Annotated in this window: 25 protein-coding genes; 21 read left to right on the top strand and 4 right to left on the bottom strand. The window is 66.1% G+C overall.

Annotated elements, in window-relative coordinates; translation table 11 throughout:
• Positions 1 to 162: 162 nt before the first annotated feature.
• From EXE63_RS13925 to EXE63_RS13895, 7 genes are all read left to right on the top strand, one after another.
• Positions 163 to 585 carry an MmpS family transport accessory protein gene (locus tag EXE63_RS13925; RefSeq protein WP_168142413.1) on the top strand — a complete coding sequence of 141 codons (423 nt, stop codon included), beginning with the start codon at positions 163 to 165 and terminating at the stop codon, positions 583 to 585.
• Positions 582 to 3,467 carry an MMPL/RND family transporter gene (locus tag EXE63_RS13920; RefSeq protein ID WP_168142412.1) on the top strand — a complete coding sequence of 962 codons (2,886 nt, stop codon included), beginning with the start codon at positions 582 to 584 and terminating at the stop codon, positions 3,465 to 3,467. The genes EXE63_RS13925 and EXE63_RS13920 overlap by 4 nt, the downstream gene beginning before the upstream one ends.
• Before the next feature lie 8 nt (positions 3,468 to 3,475).
• Complete coding sequence (locus EXE63_RS13915; protein ID WP_168145577.1) at positions 3,476 to 3,817, top strand: DUF732 domain-containing protein; 342 nt, start codon at positions 3,476 to 3,478, stop codon at positions 3,815 to 3,817.
• A complete protein-coding gene (locus EXE63_RS13910) occupies positions 3,814 to 4,290 on the top strand; it encodes a DUF5078 domain-containing protein (protein WP_210000511.1) in 477 nt (158 codons plus the stop codon). Before EXE63_RS13915 ends, EXE63_RS13910 begins: the two co-directional genes overlap by 4 nt.
• Before the next feature lie 23 nt (positions 4,291 to 4,313).
• Positions 4,314 to 4,556: a hypothetical protein gene (locus EXE63_RS13905; RefSeq protein WP_168142411.1), complete on the top strand. Its 243-nt coding sequence runs from the start codon at positions 4,314 to 4,316 to the stop codon at positions 4,554 to 4,556.
• Between the two features lie 53 nt (positions 4,557 to 4,609).
• The gene (locus EXE63_RS13900) at positions 4,610 to 5,386 is read left to right on the top strand and encodes an SDR family NAD(P)-dependent oxidoreductase (RefSeq protein WP_168142410.1); all 777 of its coding nucleotides are present in this window, start codon (positions 4,610 to 4,612) and stop codon (positions 5,384 to 5,386) included.
• A gap of 277 nt (positions 5,387 to 5,663) precedes the next feature.
• A complete protein-coding gene (locus tag EXE63_RS13895; RefSeq protein WP_168142409.1) occupies positions 5,664 to 8,396 on the top strand; it encodes an alpha/beta hydrolase family protein in 2,733 nt (910 codons plus the stop codon).
• A 65-nt stretch (positions 8,397 to 8,461) separates the two neighbouring features.
• Here EXE63_RS13895 and EXE63_RS13890 read toward each other — a convergent pair whose 3' ends face one another.
• The gene (locus EXE63_RS13890; RefSeq protein WP_168142408.1) at positions 8,462 to 9,586 is read right to left on the bottom strand and encodes an NDMA-dependent alcohol dehydrogenase; all 1,125 of its coding nucleotides are present in this window, start codon (positions 9,584 to 9,586) and stop codon (positions 8,462 to 8,464) included.
• A 160-nt stretch (positions 9,587 to 9,746) separates the two neighbouring features.
• On the opposite strand from EXE63_RS13890, the gene EXE63_RS13885 reads away from it, so the two are divergent.
• Positions 9,747 to 10,247, top strand: a complete 501-nt coding sequence (locus EXE63_RS13885; RefSeq protein ID WP_210000508.1) for a VOC family protein — start codon at positions 9,747 to 9,749, stop codon at positions 10,245 to 10,247.
• On the opposite strand, the gene EXE63_RS13880 is transcribed toward EXE63_RS13885, so the two are convergent.
• Positions 10,230 to 11,252 (bottom strand): sigma-70 family RNA polymerase sigma factor, encoded by a 1,023-nt coding sequence (locus tag EXE63_RS13880; protein ID WP_168142407.1) that lies wholly within the window; start codon positions 11,250 to 11,252, stop codon positions 10,230 to 10,232. The genes EXE63_RS13885 and EXE63_RS13880 overlap by 18 nt on opposite strands.
• Positions 11,253 to 11,288: 36 nt before the next feature.
• Here EXE63_RS13880 and EXE63_RS13875 point away from each other — a divergent pair, with 36 nt between their 5' ends.
• From EXE63_RS13875 to EXE63_RS13840, 8 genes are all read left to right on the top strand, one after another.
• The gene (locus EXE63_RS13875; protein ID WP_168142406.1) at positions 11,289 to 12,164 is read left to right on the top strand and encodes an alpha/beta hydrolase; all 876 of its coding nucleotides are present in this window, start codon (positions 11,289 to 11,291) and stop codon (positions 12,162 to 12,164) included.
• Positions 12,161 to 13,207, top strand: a complete 1,047-nt coding sequence (locus EXE63_RS13870; protein ID WP_168142405.1) for an alpha/beta hydrolase family protein — start codon at positions 12,161 to 12,163, stop codon at positions 13,205 to 13,207. Before EXE63_RS13875 ends, EXE63_RS13870 begins: the two co-directional genes overlap by 4 nt.
• 85 nt (positions 13,208 to 13,292) lie before the next feature.
• Positions 13,293 to 14,042 (top strand): DUF2786 domain-containing protein, encoded by a 750-nt coding sequence (locus tag EXE63_RS13865; protein ID WP_168142404.1) that lies wholly within the window; start codon positions 13,293 to 13,295, stop codon positions 14,040 to 14,042.
• Entirely contained in the window at positions 14,042 to 14,521 is a 480-nt protein-coding gene (locus EXE63_RS13860) for a TIGR04338 family metallohydrolase (protein WP_168142403.1), read from the top strand. Before EXE63_RS13865 ends, EXE63_RS13860 begins: the two co-directional genes overlap by 1 nt.
• On the top strand, positions 14,518 to 15,165 hold the full coding sequence (locus EXE63_RS13855; protein ID WP_168142402.1) for an O-methyltransferase: 648 nt from the start codon (positions 14,518 to 14,520) through the stop codon (positions 15,163 to 15,165). Before EXE63_RS13860 ends, EXE63_RS13855 begins: the two co-directional genes overlap by 4 nt.
• Positions 15,166 to 15,218: 53 nt before the next feature.
• Positions 15,219 to 15,734: an MBOE_33420 family protein gene (locus EXE63_RS13850; protein ID WP_168142401.1), complete on the top strand. Its 516-nt coding sequence runs from the start codon at positions 15,219 to 15,221 to the stop codon at positions 15,732 to 15,734.
• 37 nt (positions 15,735 to 15,771) lie between these two features.
• Complete coding sequence (locus EXE63_RS13845; protein ID WP_168142400.1) at positions 15,772 to 17,085, top strand: HNH endonuclease signature motif containing protein; 1,314 nt, start codon at positions 15,772 to 15,774, stop codon at positions 17,083 to 17,085.
• Between the two features lie 44 nt (positions 17,086 to 17,129).
• On the top strand, positions 17,130 to 17,495 hold the full coding sequence (locus tag EXE63_RS13840; protein ID WP_168142399.1) for an SRPBCC family protein: 366 nt from the start codon (positions 17,130 to 17,132) through the stop codon (positions 17,493 to 17,495).
• A gap of 59 nt (positions 17,496 to 17,554) precedes the next feature.
• Here EXE63_RS13840 and ilvD read toward each other — a convergent pair whose 3' ends face one another.
• The gene (gene ilvD, locus EXE63_RS13835; RefSeq protein WP_168142398.1) at positions 17,555 to 19,279 is read right to left on the bottom strand and encodes a dihydroxy-acid dehydratase; all 1,725 of its coding nucleotides are present in this window, start codon (positions 19,277 to 19,279) and stop codon (positions 17,555 to 17,557) included.
• Positions 19,280 to 19,359: 80 nt separating this feature from the next.
• Here ilvD and EXE63_RS13830 point away from each other — a divergent pair, with 80 nt between their 5' ends.
• From EXE63_RS13830 to EXE63_RS13820, 3 genes are all read left to right on the top strand, one after another.
• Entirely contained in the window at positions 19,360 to 19,947 is a 588-nt protein-coding gene (locus EXE63_RS13830; protein WP_168142397.1) for a DUF305 domain-containing protein, read from the top strand.
• Positions 19,944 to 20,240, top strand: coding sequence for a copper-sensing transcriptional repressor RicR (ricR, locus tag EXE63_RS13825; protein ID WP_105364971.1), 297 nt, complete (start codon positions 19,944 to 19,946; stop codon positions 20,238 to 20,240). Before EXE63_RS13830 ends, ricR begins: the two co-directional genes overlap by 4 nt.
• 172 nt (positions 20,241 to 20,412) lie before the next feature.
• On the top strand, positions 20,413 to 21,378 hold the full coding sequence (locus EXE63_RS13820; protein ID WP_168142396.1) for a L,D-transpeptidase: 966 nt from the start codon (positions 20,413 to 20,415) through the stop codon (positions 21,376 to 21,378).
• Between the two features lie 67 nt (positions 21,379 to 21,445).
• Here EXE63_RS13820 and EXE63_RS13815 read toward each other — a convergent pair whose 3' ends face one another.
• Positions 21,446 to 23,437, bottom strand: a complete 1,992-nt coding sequence (locus EXE63_RS13815; protein WP_210000505.1) for a M13 family metallopeptidase — start codon at positions 23,435 to 23,437, stop codon at positions 21,446 to 21,448.
• Between the two features lie 50 nt (positions 23,438 to 23,487).
• Here EXE63_RS13815 and EXE63_RS13810 point away from each other — a divergent pair, with 50 nt between their 5' ends.
• The gene (locus EXE63_RS13810; protein WP_168142394.1) at positions 23,488 to 24,054 is read left to right on the top strand and encodes a hypothetical protein; all 567 of its coding nucleotides are present in this window, start codon (positions 23,488 to 23,490) and stop codon (positions 24,052 to 24,054) included.
• Positions 24,051 to 24,740: a hypothetical protein gene (locus EXE63_RS13805; RefSeq protein ID WP_168142393.1), complete on the top strand. Its 690-nt coding sequence runs from the start codon at positions 24,051 to 24,053 to the stop codon at positions 24,738 to 24,740. Before EXE63_RS13810 ends, EXE63_RS13805 begins: the two co-directional genes overlap by 4 nt.
• The last annotated feature ends 12 nt before the right edge of the window (positions 24,741 to 24,752 follow it).

The raw sequence follows: 24,752 nt of genomic DNA, 5'->3' as shown, positions 1-24,752 counted from the left end.
ACCGGATTGACTCTATCCACTTGTGGGTTTAGATTCCAAGATCAGATCGCATGCCGCCGGTGGCTCGCGGCGTCCCTCACCGAAAGGCAGCACCATGCCTGCAGTTCTCGTGCGCGCTCTGACGGCAGCGAAACCGTTGTCCAACAATGGAATTTGTGCGCGATGACCGTCATCAAACGGGTCTGGTTGCCCGTGCTGGTGGTGTTTGCGATCGCGATCGGCATGGTGGCCGTCTCGAATCTGCGCTCGGTGTTCGGATCGGACGGTGCCATCGTCACTCCGATCGACGCCGACACCGCCGAGAACTTCAATCCCAAGATCGTCACCTACGAGATCTTCGGGACGGGCTCCTACGCCAGCATCAACTACGCCGACCTGGACGGAAAACCACAGCGCACGGGCGAGGTCAGCCTGCCCTGGACGCTGACCCTGGAGACCACGCTGCCGTCCGTCATGCCGAACATCATGGCCCAGGGCGACGGTTCCTCCATCACCTGCCGCGTCACCGTCGATGACGAGGTCAAAGACGAAAGGACGGCTGACGGTATGAATGCCGCCACCTACTGCCTGGTGAAGGCCGCATGACGACCTTTGTGGACGATTCGCCGACCGACGCCATGCCGCCGGCGCGGCACGCGGCCCGTCCGAAGTTGCCCCGCTTCATCAGAGCCTTCGCCGTGCCGATCGTGCTGGCCTGGGTCGTCATCGTGGCGCTGCTCAACACGGTCGTCCCGCAACTCGAAGAGGTCGGCAAGCTGCGCGCCGTCTCGATGAGTCCCAACGACGCACCCGCGCTGATCGCCACCAAGCACGTCGGGCAGAAGTTCGAGGAGTACGACACCTCCAGCTCGGTGATGATCGTGCTGGAGGGCGAGCAGCCGCTGGGTCCGGACGCGCACGCGTTCTACGACGAGATAGTCCGAAAGCTCAACGCGGACACCATCCATGTGCAGCATGTGCAGGATTTCTGGGGCGACACGCTGACCGCCGCCGGCGCACAGAGCATCGACGGCAAGGCCTCCTACGTGCAGGTCTACATCGCTGGTGATCAGGGTGAGGCGCTGGCCAACGAGTCGGTACAGGCGGTGCGCGACACCGTCGAAGGCACCCAGGCCCCGCCGGGCGTGAAGGCGTACGTCACCGGGCCCGCGGCGCTGACCACCGACCAGAACATCGTCGGTGATGCTAGCATGAAAACCATTGAGGGCGTGACGATCATCGTCATCATCGTGATGCTGTTGATCATCTACCGGTCATTCGTCACGATGCTCGTCACCATGTCTATGGTGTTCGTCGGGCTGTTGTCGGCCCGCGGCATCGTGTCCTTCCTCGGCTATCACCATGTGTTCGGACTCACCACCTTCGCGACCAGCATGGTGGTGACCTTGGCGATCGCCGCCGCCACCGACTATGCGATCTTCCTGATCGGGCGTTATCAGGAAGCCAGACGGTCGGGCATGGACAAGGAATCGGCCTACTACGACATGTTCCATGGCACCGCGCACGTGGTGCTCGCATCGGGTTTGACGATTGCCGGGGCCACGGCCTGCCTGCACTTCACCCGGTTGCCGTACTTCCAGAGCATGGGTTTCCCGCTGGCGATCGGTATGACGATCGTGGTGGCAGCCGCGCTCACGCTGGGGCCGGCGCTGATCTCGATCGTGACGCGATTCGGAAAGGTGCTGGATCCCAAGGGTAATGGACGTGCACGCGGCTGGCGCCGGCTCGGTGCCGCAACCGTGCGCTGGCCCGGAGCCATCCTGGTCATGGCGATCGTGCTGTGCATGGTGGGTCTGCTGGCCTTGCCCGGCTACCACACCATCTACAACGACCGCATCTATCTGCCCAGTGATGTGCCGGCCAACGTGGGCTACGCCGCATCGGATCGGCATTTCTCCGACGCCAAGATGAATCCCGATCTGGTGATGGTCGAGGCCGATCACGATATGCGCAATCCCGCCGACTTCCTGGTGATCGAGAAGATCGCCAAGGCGCTGGTGCGGGTGCACGGGATCGCCTCGGTCACCACCATCACCCGCCCGGACGGTAAACCGATCAAGCATGCCTCGTTGGCGTACACGGTGAGCCAGAGCGGCAACGGCCAGGTCATGAACAACGATTTCCAGCAGACCGTGCTGGAGAACACCCTCAAACAAGCCGACGACCTGCAGGCGAGCATCGACTCGATGGAGACGATGCAGCGCGTCACATTGGAACTGGCCGAGGTCACCCGTCGGATGTCGGACAAGATGAACGACACCTCGGACAATCTGAACGACGTGCGCGATCATCTCGCCGATTTCGATGATCAGTTTCGGCCGCTGCGGAACTACTTCTATTGGGAGCCACACTGTTTCAACATCCCGCTGTGCTGGTCGATGCGGTCGGTGTTCGACAGCCTCGACGGCATCAGCACGATGTCGGACGATTTCACCGAACTGGTCCCCGATATCGAGCGGATGGCCGAGCTGACGCCGCAGATGGCGGCCGTGATGCCGGCGCAGATCCAGACGCTGAAGAACCAGAAGCAGACGTTGCTGAACCAGTATCAGGCGCAGAAGATGCAGCAGGATCAGAACATCGCGATGCAGGAGGACGCCACCGCGATGGGCGAGGCATACGACACCGCCCGCAATGACGATACGTTCTACCTGCCGCCGGAAGCCTTCGAGACCGCCGACTTCCAGCGCGGTATGAAGCTCATGATGTCGCCGGATGGAAAAGCGGTGCGGTTCACGGTGTTCCATCAGGGTGATCCACTGACCGAGGACGGCACCGAGCGCATCGACCCACTGCGGATCGCGGCCGCCGATGCCATCAAGGGCACACCGCTGGAGGGCTCCACCGTCTACGTGGGCGGTAGTGCGGCGATGTACAAGGACATGCAGCAGGGCGCCGACTACGACCTGCTGATCGCCGCCGTCGCCTCACTGATCCTGATCTTCCTGATCATGGTGATCCTGACCCGCGCCGTCGCCGCGGCCGCCGTCATCGTCGGCACGGTGGTGCTGAGTCTGGGCACCTCCTTCGGACTGTCGGTGCTCCTGTGGCAGCACATCGTCGGTATCCCGTTGGGCTGGATGGTGCTGCCCATGACGGTCATCGTGCTGCTCGCGGTGGGTGCTGACTACAACCTGCTGCTGGTGTCGCGCATGAAGGAGGAGATTGGGGCCGGCATCAACACCGGCATCGTGCGATCCATGGCCGGCACCGGATCTGTCGTCACCGCAGCAGGATTCGTGTTCGCGTTCACCATGATCGGCATGCTGGTCAGCGACATGATCGTGATCGGGCAGGTGGGATCGACCATCGGTCTGGGCCTGCTGTTCGACACCTTGGTGGTGCGGTCGCTGATGACACCGTCGATCGCCGCGCTGATGGGCAGGTGGTTCTGGTGGCCGCTGCATGTGCGTCCGCGGCCGAAACCGCAGCCGTGGCCCAAGGTCACCCAGGAGGTGAACGCGTGAAGCGTCGGATGATGGCCGGTCTGGTGACGGCATTGATCGCGCTGCCGATCGGTCTGGCGCCCACGGCGTCGGCGGACCGGGATACCGACTTCGCCACCGAACTGCACGGTTTCGGGATCTACGGCCAGCGCGACTACAACGCCTGGCTGGCGAAGATCACCTGCAAACGCCTGACCACCGGGGTGGACGCCGACGCCGCAGAATCGGCGGTCTTCCTGTCCGGCAACCTCGCGCGGACGGCGAGCACCGAACAGGTCTGGCAGTTCCTGGGCAGTGGGCTGCGGCTGTACTGCCCCGAACATCTCGGGAAACTCACCGCGATGTCCGACGATCCTTCGGAGGCACCATGACCCTGCACAGCATTCGGTGGACGATGCGGGCGCTACTGCTGATCGTCACGGCATCGGCCGCGGCGGCGCTGCTCGCGTCGCCGCAGGCATTCGCCGATGCCACCGACGAATATCCGATCCCCAGCAAGCAGATCGAAACGTCGTGCGACGCCGAGCAGTACTTGGCGGCAGCCCGCGACACCAGCCCCATCTACTTCGAGCGGTACATGCTGGACAAGAGCAACCGGCCGCTGGATGTGCAGCAGATGGCGGTAGACCGCATCCACTGGTTCTACTCACTGGATGCCGCCGGGCGGCGCCAGTACTCCGAGGACACCGCCACCAACATCTACTACGAGCAGGTGGCCACCCGGTGGGGAAACTGGGCGAAGGTCTTCTTCAACAACAAGGGCGTGGTGGCCAAGGCGGCCGCGGTCTGCATGAACTATCCGCGTGCTGACCTGTCGGTGTGGGACTGGCCGGTGGCTCGCTGACAGACGGCCTACCATTGCGACGCATGGGAGAGCCGTACCCGGACGAGTACGACTACGACGACTTCGCCGACGACGACGAGATACCGCCGCGTCCCAGCAACCGGGGTGCCGTGGGGATCTTCCTGCTCGGGTGGCTCCTCCTGCCGACGGCCGGCATTCTGCTCAGCGAGTTGCAGAGCCCGTGGTTCGAGGTCGGCGCGGTCGTGACGCTGGCGTTCATCGCCGCCTTTGTGGTGGCGGTGGTGCGTGTGGTGAGGAACTTCTGAAAGCTCAACCGACCGGTGGGCCGGGCGTCATCATCAGGCCTTAGTCTGTCGACGTGGATATCAATGGAGCTAGCGCAATCGTCACAGGTGGCGCGTCCGGCATCGGCGCGGCCTCGGCCCGCCAGCTGGCCGCCAAGGGCGCCAGGGTCGTCGTGGCCGACCTCAACGCCGAACGCGGGCAGGAACTCGCGCACGAGATCGGCGGTGTGTTCGTCACCGTCGACGTCACCAACACCGACCAGATCCTGGACGCGGTCAACACCGCGGTCGACCTCGGCCCGCTGCGTGCCCTGGTCAACTCGGCCGGCATCGGTTGGGCCCAGCGGACCATCGGCAAGGACGGCCAGTTCGATTCGGCGCACAACCTGGACGCCTACAAGAAGGTGCTCGCCATCAACCTGGTCGGCACCTTCGACTGCATCCGGCTGGCCGCCACCGCGATGAGCCGCAACGAGTTCACCGACACCGGTGAGCGTGGCGCGATCGTGAACCTGACCAGTGTCGCGGCCTTCGACGGTCAGATCGGTCAGGCCGCCTACTCGTCCTCCAAGGGTGGCGTCGTGGGACTCACCCTTCCGGTCGCGCGTGATCTGTCCGCATCGGGCATCCGCGTCAACACCGTCGCCCCCGGCCTGATCGACACCCCGATCTACGGGGAAGGCGAGGCATCGGAGGCGTTCAAGGCGAAGCTGGGCGAGTCGGTGCTCTTCCCGCATCGTCTCGGCAAGCCCGAGGAGCTGGCCTCGATGGTCATCGAACTGCTCACCAACTCATACATGAACGCCGAGGTGGTCCGCGTCGACGGCGGCATCCGGATGCCCCCGAAGTAAGTTCCGCAACCTCGGAGCCCCCTCGCCCCGCTCGGGCGAGGGGGCTGCTTGTTGTGCCTACGACCGGCCGCCCTGGCGAAACTGCCGAAATGCGCACTACGTTGCGAATAAATTTGCCAGCAGTGCAAATTTCTTGGCGGTTCGTGGCCGGTGAATGCATGGCCGCCAATTTCCGAAAGATCTTGATAGTTCACGGTAAAACGCGTCTATGACGCGCAAGTCGAGCGTACAGTCTCCGCTACTGTCAGTTCTTCGCACGGTGAGACCGGGGATCAATGTGAGCAAGAAGCATCGTAAAAGTAGTAGCCGGACGTTACGTTCAGCGTTGCTGGGTGTCACCACGGCAACGGCGATGGCCGCCACCATCGCGGTGTCGGCGCCGGTGCCGACGCCGCCCGCGCTGCTCGCCCAGGAACAGCAACTCGCCGCGCAGCGTAACGTCAGCCTGACTGCGGCGAGCACGCCCTATGAGCAACTCCAAGCCGTGATCAACACAGTGCTGCCCGGTCTGGTCAATACCTTCGGTGCTCAGCCGAGAGTCACTCTCGACACGCTGCTGGCTCAAGTTCCGCAGAGCATGTTGACCGATCTGCTGAATGCCAACGGCAACACCATCAATGTGGCGTCGTTGCTGGCCACGCTCGGCCTCAACGATGCTGGTTCGGATCTGAACACCGCGGTCACCGCGGCGATCAGTTCGGCGCTGACCGACTTCCTGACCTCGGCGACCACCGGCGAGAACGCGACCGCGCTGGAGGCGGAGTTGCGAGCGGCCATCGCCGCGGCGGTGGATACCCAACTCCGGGCAGTGAGCGTCTCCGTCAAGCCTGTCAGTTTTCTGCCCGCTGTCACGATCAGATTGACTGACGTCCTCGGCTCGGCAGGCGTCACCAATCTGGCCAACGGGGTGGCCGGCACCGTCGCCGGCAGCATCATGGACAATCTGACCGACATCCTGCCCAGCGCGGACGAATTGACCGCCGAGATCACCGCAGTGCTCCCGGATCTGCTAACGACCCTCTTCAACAACGCCGAGCTGGCGGATGCCGAGGGCAATTTCCAGCTGGGCAACCTGCTGGAGTTGGTGGGCCTCAATCTGGCCAGTCTGGCGGACAGCGGTGCGCTCAGCATCACCTCGGCCGGTCCGTTGTTCACCCTGGCCCGCCTGTTGGGCGGGGTGGACCTGGGTTGGGTGCCCGGCACGCAGTCCGCCATCGCCGATTCCGTCAACGGCACCGGCTATCTGGATCTTGGGACCTCGACGCTGAAGACGAATTTAGCTGCTGCGCTCGCGGATTCGCTGGCGGATGGTTCGTTGGCCGCGGATCTGGGCACGGTGCTGACGCCGGCACTCAACAACGTCGTCAATCAGATCGTGGACAATGCGACCGAAACACTGGAAGCCGACTTGAGGAGCAGCATCCAAGGTGCTCTCAGCGGCTTGAACTTCAGGGTGTTGGGGGTGAACGTGCCGGCAGGGAACCTGCTCTTCGGCGCTTTGAGCCCACTCATCGGCGATCTCGCCGACAACCTGAACGGGCAGCTGTCGGGCAACGTCGCGGGGTTGGTGGACGGGCTCGTGGAAACCGGCACGGGCAGCATCGGCGATGCCCTCAACGAGGCCGTCACCGGCGCCATCGATGCCATCCCCGACCAGGAGATCGCCTCGGTCCGCATTCCGATTGTGATCGGCAGCGGACTGGGCGCGTTCTCGGCCGGTGCCGCCTACCGGGATGTGCTGGCGCAGCTGTCATCTCAGCCCGGCGGGGTGGATTACGTCGGCGATAGTCCGCTGCTGGGCAGCCTGACCATCCTGCCGGCGATCCTGCTCAACAACGCCGGGCGCGCCAACGGCGGAATCATGGCCAGGTTCGCAGACCTGTTCGCGATGCTCGGAATCGACGCCGTGACACCGGACGTCGCGATCACCAGCAGCGGTGGCACGCCGATCGGTGACACCGGTCTGGCGCTGGGCGGGGCGAATCTGGTGCCGGTGAAGATCGACGCCACCGTCGAATACCAGCTGATGTCGGACTTTGCGGCATGGGCCAACCCGGTCACGCTGCTGAATAATGTGGTCGCCGGCCTCCTCCCGACCTACATGCTGCGCGGCGTGGATGTCACCGGTGCGGCCGGGCAGCTGACCTCGGAGCTGGAGGAATTGGTCGGCAGCCTGGCCGACCAGAATGCCGCGGACACCAATATCTATCTGACGGTGCGGGCCAACAGTCTTCCGATGCTGGAACCGCTCTACCTGATCGGTGACGTCATGCGGCTGGCGGGCCTGGCGCCGGTGGCGAACGTGGTGAACGGATTGGCCAATGCCCTGTCGCCGGCGTTGCGGAGTCTGACGAACCTGGGCTACTCGGACGCGTTCTGGAACCCCGAGACCGGGGCCTACGAGCGCACGCTCGACTCTGCGGCGACCCGGGTGCAGTTCGGCACGCTGCCGAACGTCAATTGGGGTGAGGTGCTGCCGAATGTGCTCCGGCAGCTCGGCAGCGGATTCCGGACCGCGATGACCACGGACAACAACACCGGCCCGAATGCGCTCTCGTCGGTGGGTGATCTGCTCAACGGCAATATCGGTGATGTGCTGTCCGGATTGACCGATGTCGCCGACGATGCCCTGGCGGATGTCGAGATCACCGCGGACGAATCGGGAGATTCGGCCGGCGCCAACGATGCCGCGTCCGGCGAGGGGGCGGCGGCGAACCGTTCGGTGTCCGCGGATACCGCGCCGCCGGTGCAGGAGCCCGCCGAGCAGCCCGTGGAACCGGTCGCCGAGGAACCGGTCGAGGTGGTCGAGCCGGAGGTCAAGCGGTTGCCGAAGACGCCGAAGCGGGTGCGGGAAGCGGCGAGGACCGCCGCCGAACTCAGGGCGGCCAAGGGGCCCGCCGCCGAGAAGGCGCCGAAGAAGCCCGACAACGATCAGGGTGACAGCGGCGGCTCGGATGCCGAGTCCGAACCGAGCGGCGGTGACAGCGCCGGCGGGCAGAACGCCGCCTGAGTGTCCGAAATGCAGAACCGCCCAACTCCGAACGGGGTTGGGCGGTTCTGCCGTTGTGCGTGGTGTTACCAGTCGGCCTCGTCGAAGCGGACGACGCCACGGATGTTGTTGCCGTCCAGCATGTCCTGGTAACCCTGGTTGATGTCTTCCAGGCGGTAGGTGCGGGTGATCATGTCATCGATGTTCAGCAGCCCGGACTTGTAGAGCGCGGTCAGTCGCGGCGTCTCCACATGGGAGCTGCCGCCACCGAAGATGTTGCCCTTCAATGTCTTCTGCAACATGGTGAACAGGAACAGGTTGAGCTTGACGTCGGCGTCCATCATCGAACCCATCCCGGTCACCACGCAGGTGCCGGTCTTGGCGGTGAGGATCATCGCCTCTTCGATGTACTCGCCCTTCATGGTGCCGACGGCGATGATGACCTTGTCGGCCATGAGCCCGTGGGTGACGTCGATGACCGGCGCTATGGCCTCGGCCATCGTCGGGTACACGTGCGTGGCGCCGAACTTGATGGCCTGCTCACGCTTCCATTCGTTCGTGTCGATCGCGATGACCTGCTTGGCCCCGGAGATCACCGCACCCTGCAACGCACTCATGCCGATACCGCCGACGCCGACGATGATGACGGTCTCGCCGGGTTTGACGTCGGCGACGTTGGTCGCCGATCCGAAGCCGGTGGGTACCGCGCAGCCCATGATGGCCGCGGTCTCGAAGGGGATGTCATCGTCGATCTTGACCACAGAGTCCTTGTGCACCGTCATGTACGGGGCGAAGGTGCCGAGCAGGTTCATCGGCGACACCTCATGCGATCCCGCATGGATGCGACTGGTGCCGTCGGCGATGGCCTTGCCGCCGAGCAGCACGGCGCCGCGGTCACACAGCGAGCGGAACCCCTTCAGGCACGGCGGGCAGGTACCGCAGGCCGGGATGAACGCCAGGATGACGTGATCACCCTCGGCGATACCGGTGACGTTCTTGCCGACCTTGGTGACCACACCGGCCCCCTCGTGGCCGCCGAGGGCGGGCAGTCCGATCGGGGTCGCGCCGGTGGTGATGTGGTAGTCGGAGTGGCACATGCCGGCGGCGTGCATCTGGATCTGCACCTCGTCGGCCAACGGGTCGCCCAGATCGATTTCGTCAACCTTGAACGGCGAATTGAGCTCCCAGAGCAGTGCACCTTTGGTCTTCATGAAATCCGATAATAGAACACGTTTCAGATCGGCATGTTAACCGGCTGTGAACTGCAGGTTTGATGGCTTTCTCTCGTCGTTCGCATGGGCCCCGCGATGAATCCGCCGCAGTGTGCCGGTCTACCCGGGGAGTACCCACAACGAAAGAAGGCGCATACCGATGGCCCAGATCAATGCCCGCATAGTTCCCAACCTGTGGTTCGACCGGCAAGCCCTCGAGGCCGCCGAGCACTACATTGCCGCCTTCGGGGGCAACGGCAGGATCATCGGCACCACGCCCGCGCACCCGGGCGCACCCGCCCCGCAGGACGTGCCGATGATCGTCGAGTTCGAACTCGATGGGCAGCGGTTCGTCGGGATCAACGGCGGTCCGCAGTTCACCTTCAGCGAGGCCGTCTCACTGGAAGTGCGGGTGAAGGACCAGAAGGAACTCGACCGGGTCTGGGCCGCCCTGGTCGAGGGTGGTCAGGAGCAGCCCTGCGGATGGCTGAAGGACAAGTACGGGTTGTCGTGGCAGATCACCCCGACGGCCTACTACGACCTGATGGCGCGAGGGGACGCGAAGGCCAAGGAGCGGCTGATGAACGCGGTGATGGCCACGTTCGGCAAGTTCGATGTGGCAGCACTCGAGGCCGCTCACCGGTCAGAGGGCGGGCGGTAGACCGAACTTCTCGAACAGCCTGGTGTCCAGGAACGCCACCACATGGGTGATGCCGGCGCCGGTGACGTCCAGGACGTGCAGCTGAAACGCCTCGTGCACACCGGTCTCCGGGTTGCGAAGGTACATTCCCGCGGCGGTCTGGCCGTTGGCGGTGGTCGACACCAGTCGCATGTCGCCCGGGCGTTTGGCCGGGCACTTGTCGCGGGACAGGGCTCCGATGGCCGTGGGCCCCACGTACCAGCTGTCGAACGGGGGCATCTCCCAGATGGCGTCGTCGGTGAACAGCTTTTCCAGCTTGTCGATGTCGTAGGCCTCGAAGGCCGAGATGTAGCGCGTCAACAGTTCCTTCGCCTCGGGGGAGTCCGGAGGGGTCAGCGGCTGATCCTCGCTGGGGCCGACGGCATCGAGTTGGGCGCGGGCCCGCTGCAACAGGCTGTTGACCGCGGCCGTCGACGAGCCGACCGCGTCGGCCACCTCGGCGGCCCGCCACTGCAGCACATCGCGCAACACCAGCACCGCGCGCTGTCGCGGCGAGAGATGTTGCAATGCCGCCACGAAGGCCAGTCGCACCGATTCGCGGGTGCCGACCACTGCCTGCGGATCGGCCGGATCATCGGCATCGGGCAGCGGTTCCAGCCACGGAACCTCGTGCCGCTCATGGATGTCCGCGTGCGGATCGGAACTCTGGGTGCCCAGACCCGATGGCAGCGGACGGCGTTGCTTGCCCTCCAGCGCGGTCAGTGACGTATTCGTGGCGATGCGGTACAGCCAGGTGCGTACCGAGGATTTGCCTTCGAATCGGTCGTAGGACTTCCAGGCGCGCAGGAAGGTCTCCTGGACCAGATCCTCGGCGTCGTGCACCGACCCGGTCATCCGGTAGCAGTGCGCCAGCAGTTCGCGCCGATAGCGCTGCGCGTCGGCGAGGAACGCATCTTTGGAGTCGAATCTGTCATTTACCGCTGTGAGGGTGCTCACGATGGCGAGCTTACCGACCCCCACCGACAAGCGGGATGCATCACCGGTTGCAGATAGGCTCGTCGGGTGGCGACAACCCGCAGTGAGCGCAGTTTCGACGGTGTCGGCGGCGTGCCGATCTTCTATGACGTCTGGACGCCCTCGGCGGGCGGGAGCGAAGCGACTGGGGGATCAGGGCAGCCGGCTCCGAACGGTGTGGTCATCATCTGCCACGGCTATGCCGAACACGCTCGCCGCTATGACCATGTCGCCCAGCGGTTCGGTGAGGCCGGGCTGATCACCTATGCGCTGGACCTGCGTGGGCACGGGCGGTCCGGCGGCAAGCGGGTGTACCTCAAGAACATTTCCGAGTACACCGAGGACTTCCACCACCTGGTCGGGCTCGCCACCGCCGCGCACCCCGAACTCAAGCGGGTGGTGCTCGGGCACAGCATGGGCGGCGGGGTCGTCTTCTCCTACGGTGTCGAGCACCCCGACGATTACGCCGCGATGGTGCTGTCGGGCCCGGCCGTCTACGCGCAGGACGGGGTGTCTCCGGTGATGACCGTGGTGGCCAAGGTACTGGGCGGTCTGGCTCCCGGGCTCCCGGTGGAGGATCTGCCCGCCGATGCCGTCTCCCGTGATCCCGAAGTGGTGGCGGCGTACGAGGCCGACCCGTTGGTACATCACGGCAAGCTGCCGGCGGGTGTCGCCAAGGCGCTGATCGGGGTCGGGGAGACCATGCCGCAGCGGGCGGGCGCCCTGACCGCGCCGCTGCTGGTGGTGCACGGCGGACAGGACAAGCTGATTCCGGTGGCAGGCAGTGAGCGGCTGGTGGAATGCGTCGGGTCCACCGACGTCGCGCTCAAGGTCTATCCGGAGCTGTATCACGAGGTGTTCAACGAACCCGAACGTGCCGTGGTGCTCGACGATGTCACTTCGTGGATCGAGACCAGACTGTGAAAAGAGCTGCCCGTCAACTGTTTACCCTGCTGTTCGCCACCGTGCTGGTCGCCGGGTGTTCCTCCGGAGAACAGTCCGCCACGCAGCAGGGCTGGGTGGAGGACGAGGTGTCCTTCACCGATTCTTCCGGTCTGACGCTGCACGGGACCTACCGGCACCACGGCGACGACACCGGCCCTGCTGCGCTGCTGATCTCCGAGAGCGGCCAGACCGACCGCAACGGTGACAACGCGGTGGCCGGACCGGTGGGCAACATGCGCCAGCTCGCGGAGTATCTGTCCGAGAAGGGCATCGCCTCACTGCGCTATGACAAGGTCGGCACCGGCAAGACCGGTCTGGGTCCGTACGCGCAACGCCCGGCCGATGTCGGCAGCGCCGCCTATTCGGCGGGCGCCCGTGCCGCGGTGCGGTACCTGGCCGGCCGTCCGGGCACCGACGGCGCGCGGATCTCCGTCTACGCTCTCGGCGAGGGCACCATCCACGCGATGACACTGGCCGACGACCTGGAGCCGGACGCTCCGAAGATCCACTCGCTCGGGCTGTTTCAACCGCTGCCAGGCCGTTACCTCGACATCATCACCGACCGGGTGCAGGTCGACGTGGACGCGGCGGTCGAAGCCGGGGCCAAGACACCGGAGCAGGGCGAGACCGTGCTCGACGCCTGGGCCGGGGCGGTCGACGAGGCACGGACGCGCGGCACCGCGCCGGCACAACTGCCCGACGGTCTCGGCGCGATTCTCAACGCGGGCAACGTGAAAGCCGTCGTCGAGGCCGACGCCATCGATCCGCTCGCGCTCGCGGCGAAGATACCCACCGGCACCCCGGTCCTGTTGACGTGCTCGGACTCCGATGGGCAGGCCAACTGTGAGTCCGTGCGTCCGTTGACGGCCTCGCTCAAACACACCGCGTTGACCGTGGTGGACCTCAAGGGTGTCAACCATGTGCTCCGTGACGACCCTTCCGACAACGTCGCGAACTACGCGAAGCCGGGCCCGCTGTCCCCGCAGTTGATCACGGCGCTGGACACCTTCGTCACCAGATAGACCCGAGGCTGTGGATGAATTCGTATCTGTGCACAACCCCCGAGACGAGACCGGATATGTCGGATCGGCTTTCTAGCGTGGACCTATGAGCAACGACAAGATGCTGGCCCGGATCGCGGCCCTGCTGCGCCAGGCCGAGGGCACCGACAACGCCCATGAGGCCGAGGCGTTCATGAGCGCGGCCCAACGGCTCGCCACCGCGACATCGATCGACCTGGCAGTGGCCCGCGCGCATTCGGCGCAACGCACCGCGGCGCAGGCGCCGGTGCAGCGCACCATCACCATCGGTGAACCCGGCACCCGCGGGCTGCGCACCTACGTGCAACTGTTCGTGGTGATCGCGATGGCCAATGATGTGAAATGCGATGTGGCGTCCAATTCGACGTATGTGTACGCCTATGGCTTCGGCGAGGACATCGACGCCAGCCACGCGCTGTATGCCGGGCTGCTGGTGCAGATGGTGCGGGCATCCGACACCTATATCGCCACCGGGGCGCATCGCCCGACCCCGACGATCACCGCCCGGCTCAACTTTCATCTGGCCTTCGGCGCACGGGTGGGGCAGCGGCTGTCCGAGGCGCGTGACGAGGCCCGACGCGCGGCCACCGAGGACACCACGCGGGCGCCGGGAACCGCGCTTGCGTTGCGCAACAAGGATCTGGAACTCACATCGTTCTACCGCCAGTCGTCCGCGGCACGGGGCACCTGGCGGGCCGCCAGCTCATCGGCCGGATATTCGTCGGCGGCACGGCGCGCCGGGGACCGGGCCGGCCGGCGCGCCCGGCTGGGTCCGAGCCAGGAGATCTCCGGGGCGCGGGCACCGCTGGAGGGCTAGTGCGTGACAGTCAGCGTGTGAAGGTTTATGCCGCAGAGGAATTCGTGCGCACCCTGTTCGACCGCGCTGCACAGCACGGCAACGGTTCGATCGATTTCTTCGGGACCGCGCTGACGCTGCCGCCGGAAGCGCGGTTTGCCTCCGTCGAATCGGTGCGCCGCTACGTCGACGATGTGCTGGCGATGCCCGCGGTGCGTGAACGCTGGCCCGGTGCGGGGCAGCTGGCGGTGCGGGCCCGCCGCGGGCAGACCGCGGCGCACTATGAATCCGGCACGATAGCGGTACCCGATCGGGACAGTACCTGGGCGCTTCGGGAGATGGTGGTGCTGCACGAGATCGCCCACCATCTGGCCGGGCCGGGTGCCCCGCACGGCAGGGAGTTCGTCGGCACGATGACCGAACTGGCAGGCTGGGTGATGGGACCCGAGGTCCAGCACGTGCTACGGGTGATCTATTCGAAAGAAGGGGTGTCCGGATGACCGAGCCTGCCGCGGTGGACGAGTTGTTCGACGAGCTGCTGCACACCGAGGACGACGCACTGCGTGCGGCGCGGCTCTCGACCGAGCCGGCCGGAATGCCCGCCATCGAGGTATCCGCGCAGCACGGTCACCTGCTGACGCTGTACGCCAAGCTGACCAAGGCTCGCCGGGTGCTCGAAATTGGCACGCTCGCAGGGTATTCGACGATCTGCCTGGCGCGTGGGGTGGGTTCGCAGGGGCAGGTGGTCACCCTGGAGTACGAGCCCCGGCATGCCGAGGTGGCCGCGGCCAACCTGGCCAGAGCCGGTGTAGCAGACCGCGTCGAGGTGATCGTCGGGTCCGCGCTGGACACTCTGCCCACCCTCACCGGTCCGTTCGACCTGTTTTTCATCGATGCCGACAAGGAGAACAACCCGGCCTATGTGGAGGCCGCAATCGGGCTGGCCACTCCAGGTGCACTCATCGTGGTCGACAACATCGCCCGCGGTGGCCGGGTGCTCGACCCAGCACCTGGGGATGCGCAGGCCATCGCGGTGCGCGACACGCTGGCGATGATGGGGGAGCATCCGCGCTTGGACGCGGCGGCCATCCAGACCGTCGGCGCCAAGGGCTGGGACGGGTTCGCGGTCGCCATCGTCATCTGAATCTCTGCTCGTTCAGCAACGAAGTGGTGCTCCCAGCGGGTAAGAACATTGGTATGCACAAGGCGCTTGCAGCCGGAATGACTGTCACCTGCGTGGTGCTGCCCTGTGCGCCATCGGCGCACGCCGACCGGGCCGAACCGGTGCCGATCTACGGCTATTACGACGTCCTCATCGACTTTGCGAAGCAGACGTTCAACGGCGTGCCGACCCCGATGAATCCGGTCACCTATCCGACCGACTTCGCCACTCAATGTGACGTCGACGGTTGCGTCGCGCGGATGAATAACAGCGATGATCAGGCCCGTAATCTCGCCGCTCCCTTGGAGTTCGAGTATCGGTGGAATAACGCACGCTGGGAAACCAGCGGTGAGCAGCCATATCTGTGTGACCGCACCGACCCCACCAGTGGCGTGCCCGCCACCCGCTCGGATTACTGGATCCCGAATGGTGATGGCAGTTTCCACGGTGAGCGCACGCTGGTCGTCGTCGGAACAGGATGCCCGGGTGAAGGCCCGGGCACGCACTGGGTGCCGATCAGCCTCACGCCGATCGAACCACCGCCGAACTGATCGGCTACTTGTCGGACCACGCCAATAGAATCGTGGTATGCCGCCGCCGACAACACCTTTCGCCGCACACGCACCTCGGGTGTCGCGGTTGGAGGTGTTGTTCGAGGAGATGGCGGAGTTGACCGGGAAGCGCAATGCGATCGATGGCCGGTTGGTGGAGATCGTCGCCGAGATCGACGGCAGAGGCACAGACGACGGGAACTCGTTGTGGGGTGCGACCGGATGCCGTTCCATCGAAGCGCTGGTCGCCTGGAAGACGGGGGTTAGCCCGCGCCGGGCCGAGACCATGGTGGCCGTTGCACATCGCATTGATGAACTTCCCCGCTGCACCCAAGGCTTGCGGGAGGGCCGGGTGTCCTTGGATCAGATCGGGGTGATCGCCGAAGGCGGTGGCCAGGGCTGCGACGAGCACTATGCCGAGTTGGTGAAGGTCGCCACCGTCGTCCAGTTACGGACCGCGGTCAAGCAGGAACCCCGGCCCGAACCGGAACCCAAGCCCGAACCCAAGCGCACGATCACCAAGATCGAGAACGACGATTCCACGACGTGGCGGATCACCCTGCCGAAGGTGGAGGCCGCGAAGTTCGAGGCCGGCCTGCAGTCCCACCGCGACAAGCTGGTCGCGGATTGGAAACGCGACCACGACAAGGCCGACAGCATCGACCCCGAGGACGGCTGGGCCCGCGACGGCGACGCCGAGAGCGTGGTTCCTGCGCAGGCGCCACCGTTCCCGGACGGGGTGGATGCGTTCATCAGTTTGATCGAGGCCGGCTGGGACGCCGACGTGCAGCGGCGCCCGCACGGCCAGCACACCACCGTGGTCATGCACCTCGATATCGAGAAACGGGTCGCGGCCCTGCATCTGGGCCCGGCGCTGTCCGACGACGACCGCCGCTACCTACTCTGCGATGCGACGTGTGAGGTGTGGTTCGAACGCAGTGGCCGCCCTATCGGGGTGGGTCGGGCCACCCGCACCATCAACCGCCGGCTGCGCCGCGCCCTGGAGCACCGCGACCAGACGTGTGTGGTGCCGGGCTGCGGCGCCACCCGCGGCCTGCATGCCCATCACCTGGTGCATTGGGAGAACGGCGGCCCCACCGAACTGTCCAACCTGGTCCTGCTGTGCCCGTTCCACCACCGCCTGCACCACAAAGGCGTCATCACCCTGACCGGGCCCGCCGAGAACCTGAAAGTCACCGACAGCGACGGCGAGACACTCGCCGACGGATCGCTGGCCCGCCCACCCACGGCACCGCCACTGGATGTGCCACCATGCCCCGGACCAAAAGGCGAACGCGCCCAATGGTGGTGGTACACCCCCTACGAACCACCACCGACATCGGTCAATTAGGCAGGTACGGTTCGGCGAACCGTCGCTACGGGTATGCGTCCCCTATGTGGAAGGCGAGCCGGAACGTCGAAGCGCCCGCAGACCGGGTGTGGCGGATTCTCACCGACCTCGAGGCCTGGCCGCGCTGGGGATTGACGGTGGCCAGGGCCGAACTCGACGGCACAGCGTTCCTGCTGGGAGCGACCGGCCGGGTGTGGACGCCGGTCGGCATCCCGCTGCCCTTCGTGATCTCCGAGCTCGATCCGGGCCGGACATGGGGGTGGGATGTGGCCGGGGTGCCCGCCACCCGGCACGGCGTGCAACCGACCGACACCGGCTGCCGGGTCTGGATGAGCGCGCCGTTCTGGGCACCGACCTATCTGCCGGTGCTCGAGCTTGCCGTGCGCCGGATCGAGAAGATGGCTCAGTAGAACAGTGCACCCGCCGCCGTCCGGGAACGGCGGCGGGCCCGGTTCAGGTCACCCGAATCTCAGCTGCACACCGCGCCGACGGCCGCCGATCCGACCAGCTTGGTGTACTTGGCGAGCACACCGGTCTTGTACACCGGGGGCAGCGGCTCGAAACCGGCCTTGCGCGACTCGAACTCGGCCTCGTCGACGAGCAGATCCAGCGTGCCGTTGGCGACATCGAGACGGATCCGGTCACCGTCGCGCACGAAGGCGATCGGGCCGGCGTCCACGGCTTCGGGCGCGATGTGGCCGACGCACAGGCCAGTGGTGCCCCCGGAGAACCGACCGTCGGTCATCAACAGCACATCCTTGCCGAGTCCGGCGCCCTTGATCGCGCCGGTGATGGCCAGCATCTCGCGCATCCCCGGACCACCCTTCGGGCCCTCATAGCGGATGACGACGACATCGCCGTGCGTGATGGTGCCGTCCTCCAGTGCATCCAGCGCCGCCCGCTCGCGCTCGAAAACCCTTGCGGTGCCCTCGAACACATCCGAGTCGAAACCTGCGGACTTGACCACCGCGCCCTCGGGCGCCAGCGAGCCGTGCAGGATGGTGATTCCGCCGGTGGGGTGGATCGGGTTGTTCATCGCCCGCAACACCTTGCCGTCGGGGTCCGGCGGTTCGATGTGGGCCAGGTTCTCGGCCATCGTCTTTCCGGTGACGGTCAGGCAATCGCCATGCAACAGACCCGCATCCAGCAGCGCACGCATCACGACCGGTACCCCGCCGATCTCATCGACGTGCTTCATCACGTAGGCACCGAAGGGTTTCACGTCGGCGAGGTGCGGGACCTTCTGCCCGACGCGGGTGAAGTCGGCCAGCGTCAGTTCGACGCCCGCCTCCCACGCGATGGCCAGCAGGTGCAGCACCGCGTTGGTGGAACCGCCGAACGCCATCACCACGGCGATGGCGTTCTCGAACGCTTCCTTGGTGAGGATGTCGCGGGTGGTGATCCCGCGACGCAGCATCTCGACAACGGCTTCCCCGGACTTGCGTGCATACTCGTCGCGCCGCTTGTCGATCGCGACCGGAGATGCGCTGCCCGGCAACGACATACCGAGCGCCTCGGCGGCCGATGCCATGGTGTTGGCGGTGTACATACCGCCGCAGGCGCCCTCGCCCGGACAGATGGCGCGCTCGATGATGTCGACGTCCTCGCGGGACATCAGTCCGCGCGAACAGGCCCCGACCGCCTCGAAGGCGTCGATGATGGTGACTTCCTTCTCAGAGCCGTCGGTCAGCTTGGCCAGACCCGGCATGATCGAGCCGTTGTAGAGGAAGACGCTGGCCAGGTTCAGACGCGCCGCCGCCATCAGCATGCCGGGGATCGACTTGTCACAACCGGCCAGCAGCACCGAGCCGTCGAGGCGCTCGGCCTGCATGACGGTCTCGACGCTGTCGGCGATGACCTCGCGGGACACCAGTGAGAAGTGCATACCCTCGTGGCCCATCGAGATTCCGTCGGACACCGAAATCGTGCCGAACTCCAGTGGGTAACCGCCGCCGGTGTGCACGCCGGCCTTGACGGCCTGCGCCAGCCGCTGCAGGGACATGTTGCAGGGGGTGATCTCGTTCCACGACGAGCCGACGCCGATCTGCGGCTTGGCCCAGTCGTCGTCACCCATGCCGACGGCGCGCAGCATGCCGCGGGCCGCGGTTTTCTCCAGGCCGTCGGTGACATCACGGCTGCGCGGCTTGATGTCGATATCGGCCGTGGTGGGAAGAGAATCTGAGGCTGAGGGCATGAAAATAAGTATGCATTCGGCGTCGTTGCCAGCCCAAAATTATCCTCGATACCCCTCTGGGGTACCGGTAGCCTGGTCGGATGAGCCGAACGGGATTACTGGCAGCATTGGCGCTCGCCGCGCTGATCTCGGGCTGCGGTGGCCAGGAATCCACGCCGGCAGGATCGTCCGCCGCGACGACGTCGGAGACCGCGGCCCTGACGCCCGGGGTCAACGCCACCGACCGGGCGTTCGCCTACGGGATGCTCGCGCAGCGGCCACAGGTCGACCACCTGGTCGCGCTGGCGCGCACCAACTCCGGCAACCCGTCGATGGTCGCGATGGCCGACACGCTGGCCGTCAGCGAGCAGCAGCAGAGCGAGACCATCAACGCGCTGCTGGTGCAGTGGACGGACGGCGAAGAGGGCGGTCAGGGCCCACCGCCCGCCGGGCCGACACTGTTCGACCGGGGCGCCGTCGAGCGACTCGGGTCGCTGCAGGGCACGGAATTCGACAAACTATGGCTTCAGGTCATGCTCAACCACCACCAGGCGGTGATGACCATGGCTTCCTCCGAGATCAGGGAGGGTGAGGACATCAACGCCAAGACGCTGGCACAGGCGATCATCACCACCCGCCAGGAAGAAATCGTTCACATGCAGCAGTTGATGGGAGGCATTCCGCGATGAGTGAGGCACCGGAGCATGGCTACTCGCCGCAGAAGGAGAACTACGCCAAACGGCTGCGGCGCATCGAGGGCCAGGTCCGTGGGATCGCCAAGATGATCGACGACGACAAATACTGCATCGACATCCTGACTCAGATCAGCGCGGTCAACAGCGCACTGCAGTCGGTCGCCCTGGGACTGCTCGACGAGCACCTGGGCCACTGCGTCACCCAGGCCGTCGCCGAGGGCGGCACGCAGGCCGATGCCAAGCTTGCCGAGGCGTCGGCCGCCATCGCCCGGCTGGTGCGGTCCTAGCGAACGCTGAGAGAGATCACAGTTGTAACGAACCACGGCCCGAAGGCGATGAAAGCCCCAGGTCAGTGGTGCAGGTCGGACGGCGATGAGGGGTCCGTCCGGCCTCGCCAGGGGTTAGCTCGCTCCCCTGTTATGACACACTGGTCTGCAGATATGCCTGTGGAGGTGACATATGACGCAGCGGACGAGAAGCACACTCGCCAGCGCGTTCCTGGCGGCCGGATTGGTCGTCGGACTCGGTTTCGGTAGCCCGGCTGCCATGGCGGAACCCCCGGCGCCACCGCCGGCGCCGGCGTTCCCCAACCCGTTCGCACCGCCGCCGGCGGCCGAACCCGACCCGTTCGCACCTGTCGGGGGCCCGGGTGCGGTGCCGCTGGCGATCCCGGAGGGCACCCCGGCCGGCCAGAACCCGAACCCCTTCATCGGGATGCCGCCGTTCGTCCCGCCGTCCTTCAACCCGGTGAACGGGTCGATCGCGGGGGCGGCGAAGCCGATCTACATCAACTTCCAGCGGCCCATCGCCAACCGGCAGATGGCCCAGGACGCGGTGCACATCACGTCGAACCCGCCGGTACCCGGCCGGTTCTACTGGGTGACCGACACCCAGCTGCGCTGGCGGCCCCAGGACTTCTGGCCGAAGGGCGCCGTGGTCAGCATCGACGCCGCGGGCACCAAGTCGACGTTCACCGTGCCGGAGCAGCTGGTCGCGACCATCGACGACAGCACCAAGACCATGACCGTGGTGCGCAACGGCGAGGTCGAGAAGGAATTCCCGGTGTCCATGGGCAAGGCCGGCAATGACACCAAGAACGGCACCTATTACGTGCTGGAGAAGTTCGCCGACATGGTGATGGACTCCTCGACCTACGGAGTACCGGTGGATTCCGCCGATGGCTACCGGACCAAGGTCAAGGACGCCGTGCGCATCGACAACAGCGGCATCTTCGTGCACGGCGCGCCGTGGTCGGTTGCCTCGCAGGGCGAAGAGAATGTCAGCCACGGCTGCATCAATCTCAGCCCCGCCGACGCCAAGTGGTTCTTCGACAACTTCGGCAGCGGTGACGCGGTCGTCATCAAGAACACCGACGGCGGGCTCTACGACCAGCCCGACGGTGCGTCCGACTGGCAGATGTTCTAGCCAGACCTCTCACCACGCGGAAATCCCCCGAAGCCTCGCGGTTTCGGGGGATTTCTCGTTCGGTGCCTCAGCTCCAGATACGAACCCGGCGCTCCGGCTCCAGGTAGAGGGCATCGTCGGTACCGACCTCGAACGCGTCGTAGAACGCGTCGATATTGCGGATGACGCCATTGCAGCGGAACTCCGGCGGGGAGTGCGGGTCGGTGGCCAGCCGCCGGATCGCTTCGGCATCACGGGATTTCGTGCGCCACACCTGTGCCCAGCCGAACAGCACCCGCTGCACCCCGGTGAGCCCGTCGATCACCGGGGGTTCCTCACCTGCCAGGGAGAGCTCATAGGCCAGCAGTGCGATGGACAGCCCGCCCAGGTCGCCGATGTTCTCCCCGACGGTGAATGCGCCGTTGACGTGATGCGAAGAGTCCAGACTGCGCGGGCTGAAGGTCTCGTACTGATCGATCAACGCGGTGGTGCGCTGCCCGAACTCGGTGCGGTCGGCATCGGTCCACCAGTCCACCAGGTTGCCGTCACCGTCGTACTTGGCGCCCTGATCATCGAAGCCGTGCCCGATCTCGTGCCCGATCACCGCACCGATCCCGCCGTAGTTGGCGGCATCGTCGGCCCCCGCATCGAAGAACGGCGGCTGCAGAATCGCTGCCGGGAAGACGATCTCATTCATCCCGGGGTTGTAGTAGGCGTTGACGGTCTGCGGTGTCATGAACCATTCGTCATGGTCGACCGGGCCGCCGAGCTTGGCCAGATCGCGGTCGTACTCGAGGGCGTACCCGCGCTGGTAGTTGCCGTACAGATCGGTGCGGTCGACGACGAGCGCCGAATAGTCGCGCCAGCGTGCGGGATAGCCGATCTTCGGGGTGAACTTGTCGAGCTTGGCCAGCGCGCGTTCCCGGGTCTCGGGCGTCATCCAGGCCAGGTTGGTGATGCTCACCCGGTAGGCCTCACGCAGATTGGCCACCAGCTCGTCCATCCGGGTCTTGGCCTCGGGCGGGAAGTGGCGCTCCACGTAGAGCTTTCCGACGGCGTCACCCATCAGGCTCTCGACCAGGCCCACTCCGCGCTTCCAGCGGTCGCGGATCGCCTCGGTGCCGCTGAGCGTCTTGCCGTAGAACGCGAAGTTCTCGGCCACCAGTTCGTCGGTGAGCAGTGATGCCCGCGAGCTGATCACCCGCCAGCTCAGCCAGAGCTTCCAGTCCTCCAGCGCCTCGCCGGACCACAGCGCCGCGAACGCGGTCAGATAGTCGGGCTGGCGCACCACCACTTCCTCAGGCGCCGCGCCGAGCGCACCCACCCAGCCGGACCAGTCGAATCCGGGTGCCTCGCCTGCCAATTCGGTGAAGGCGCGCAGGTTGTAGGTGAGGTCGGCGTCACGGCGCTTCACCACATCCCAGTGCGCGGCCGCCAGCTTGGTCTCCAGCGCGACGATCCGGTCGGCGGTGGCGGCATGATCGCCTTCGCCGTGCACCAGCGTGAACATCCGCGCGATGTGTGCGGGGTAGGCGGCCAAGATCTCGGCGTGCCCGGCGTCGCGGTAGTAGGACTCGTCGGGCAGGCCGAGCCCGGACTGCGACATGTGCAGCAGGTAGCGGGTGGAGTCCTTGGAATCGGTGTCGACGTAGACACCGGTGCCGCCGCCGATCCCGGTGCGCTGCAGCCGGCCCAGCACGAGGGCGAGCGCCTCCCGGTCGGGGGCGGCCGCGATGGTGGCGAGCTCGGCCAGCAACGGGGCGACGCCGACCCGCGCGACGGTGTCGGTGTCCATGAAGCTGGCGTACAGGTCACCGATGCGCGTCGCATCAAGCGAGCCCGAGCTGCGGGCCGCGTCGGGACCATCCTGCGCCGAGGCCGAGGTGATGATGTCGCGGACCTGCTCCTCGGCGCGATCGGCCAGGGTGCGGAAGGCGCCGTCGGTGGCCCGGTCGGCGGGAATGTCGTATTCATCGAGCCAGCGGCCGTTGACATGGCCGAACAGGTCATCCTGGGGACGCACCTCGGAGTCGACGAAACGCAGATCGATGCCGGAACGAATATCACTGTCCAGAGTCACTCTCACATCCTGCCAGAGCCGGTGACCCCGGCACCGGTAGCCTCACGGCCATGCCTGATGAGCAAACCCGGGGGCTGTCCGCGTACGGCATCGCCGCGATCGTGTTCGGCGTGATCGGCGTGGTCGCCGCGGTCCTGGCAACGATGATCTGGTCCGGACACCGCGGCGAGGTCGCCGAACGCGTGCACCAGACCGAGGTGCTGCAGGCGGCCGCGGACTGGACAGGGCTGCTGATCAACCTGAACAAGGACTCGGCCGCAGCGAACCTGCAGCAGCTGCGCGACGGCACCGTCGGCCAGCTCAACGTGGAGTTCGACAACACCATGGAGCCGTTCACCGGCCTGGTGACCAAGCTCGATTCCAAGACCGTCGGCCAGGTCGAGTCGGTGTCCATCGAGACGCTGCACCACCAGGTCGGGGACGCACAGGGCCGGCCGGAGGACTCCCAGCCCGAACTGGCGACGGTCGCCTCGCGCACTGACACCGTGCTGGTGGTGGCGACGTCGGTGAACCAGAACGCCGGCGCCGAACCGACAACCGTGCGCTGGCATCTGCGCTTGGGTGTCGCCGACGTGGACGGCACGCTGCTGATCTCGCAGCTGGAGACGATCCGATGAGGAACCGGCTGCGCGTACTCGCCGTCGACATCGTGGCCCCGCTGGCCGCGATCGCGGCGCTGGTGTTCATCGGTGCGGCGCTGGACTGGCCACGCTGGTGGGTGGCGGTGTGCACCGCGCTCGCGTTGTTGATCGTCCAGGGTGTGGCGGTCAACCTGGTGCTCTACCGCCGTGACGGGGTCACCGTCGGCACCGATGACGACGGGCCGTTGCTGCGCTTCGGCGTCGTCACCGCCGCCGCGGTGGCGCTGGCCGCCGGGGTATTCGTCGGCTACACGCAGTGGACGGTCCCGGACCGCGATCTCAACCGGGACAGCGCCGAGGTGGTGGGCATCGCCAGCAGCGTCTCGGAGGCCTCGGCGACGTTTTCACCGAGCAGTCCCAATGCGTCGATCGACCGGGCCACCGCCCTGATGTCACCGCGCCGGGCCGAGGCCTACCGCAGCGAATTCGCCGCGGTGGCAAAGGATCTGACCAGCCGAAACATCTCCGGCCAGGCGCAGACCGTCTCGGCCGGGGTGGAGGCCATCGGGCCGGCGGTGGCCAGCGTCGCCGTCGTGATGCGGGGCACCCAGAACGCGCCGGGCAAGCCCGCCGATGTGGCGGTGCTCGCGCTGCGCGTGACGCTGGAAAAGGAAGGCGGCAGGTGGCTGGTGACCGACGTGACGCCGATCAACGCCCGCTGACGGGCAGTGGCA

The organism is Mycolicibacterium frederiksbergense, assembly GCF_012223425.1.
Taxonomy (GTDB): domain Bacteria; phylum Actinomycetota; class Actinomycetes; order Mycobacteriales; family Mycobacteriaceae; genus Mycobacterium; species Mycobacterium frederiksbergense.
The sequence above is the reverse complement of the archived record's forward strand: the minus strand, read 5'-3'. Positions and strand labels throughout refer to the sequence as shown.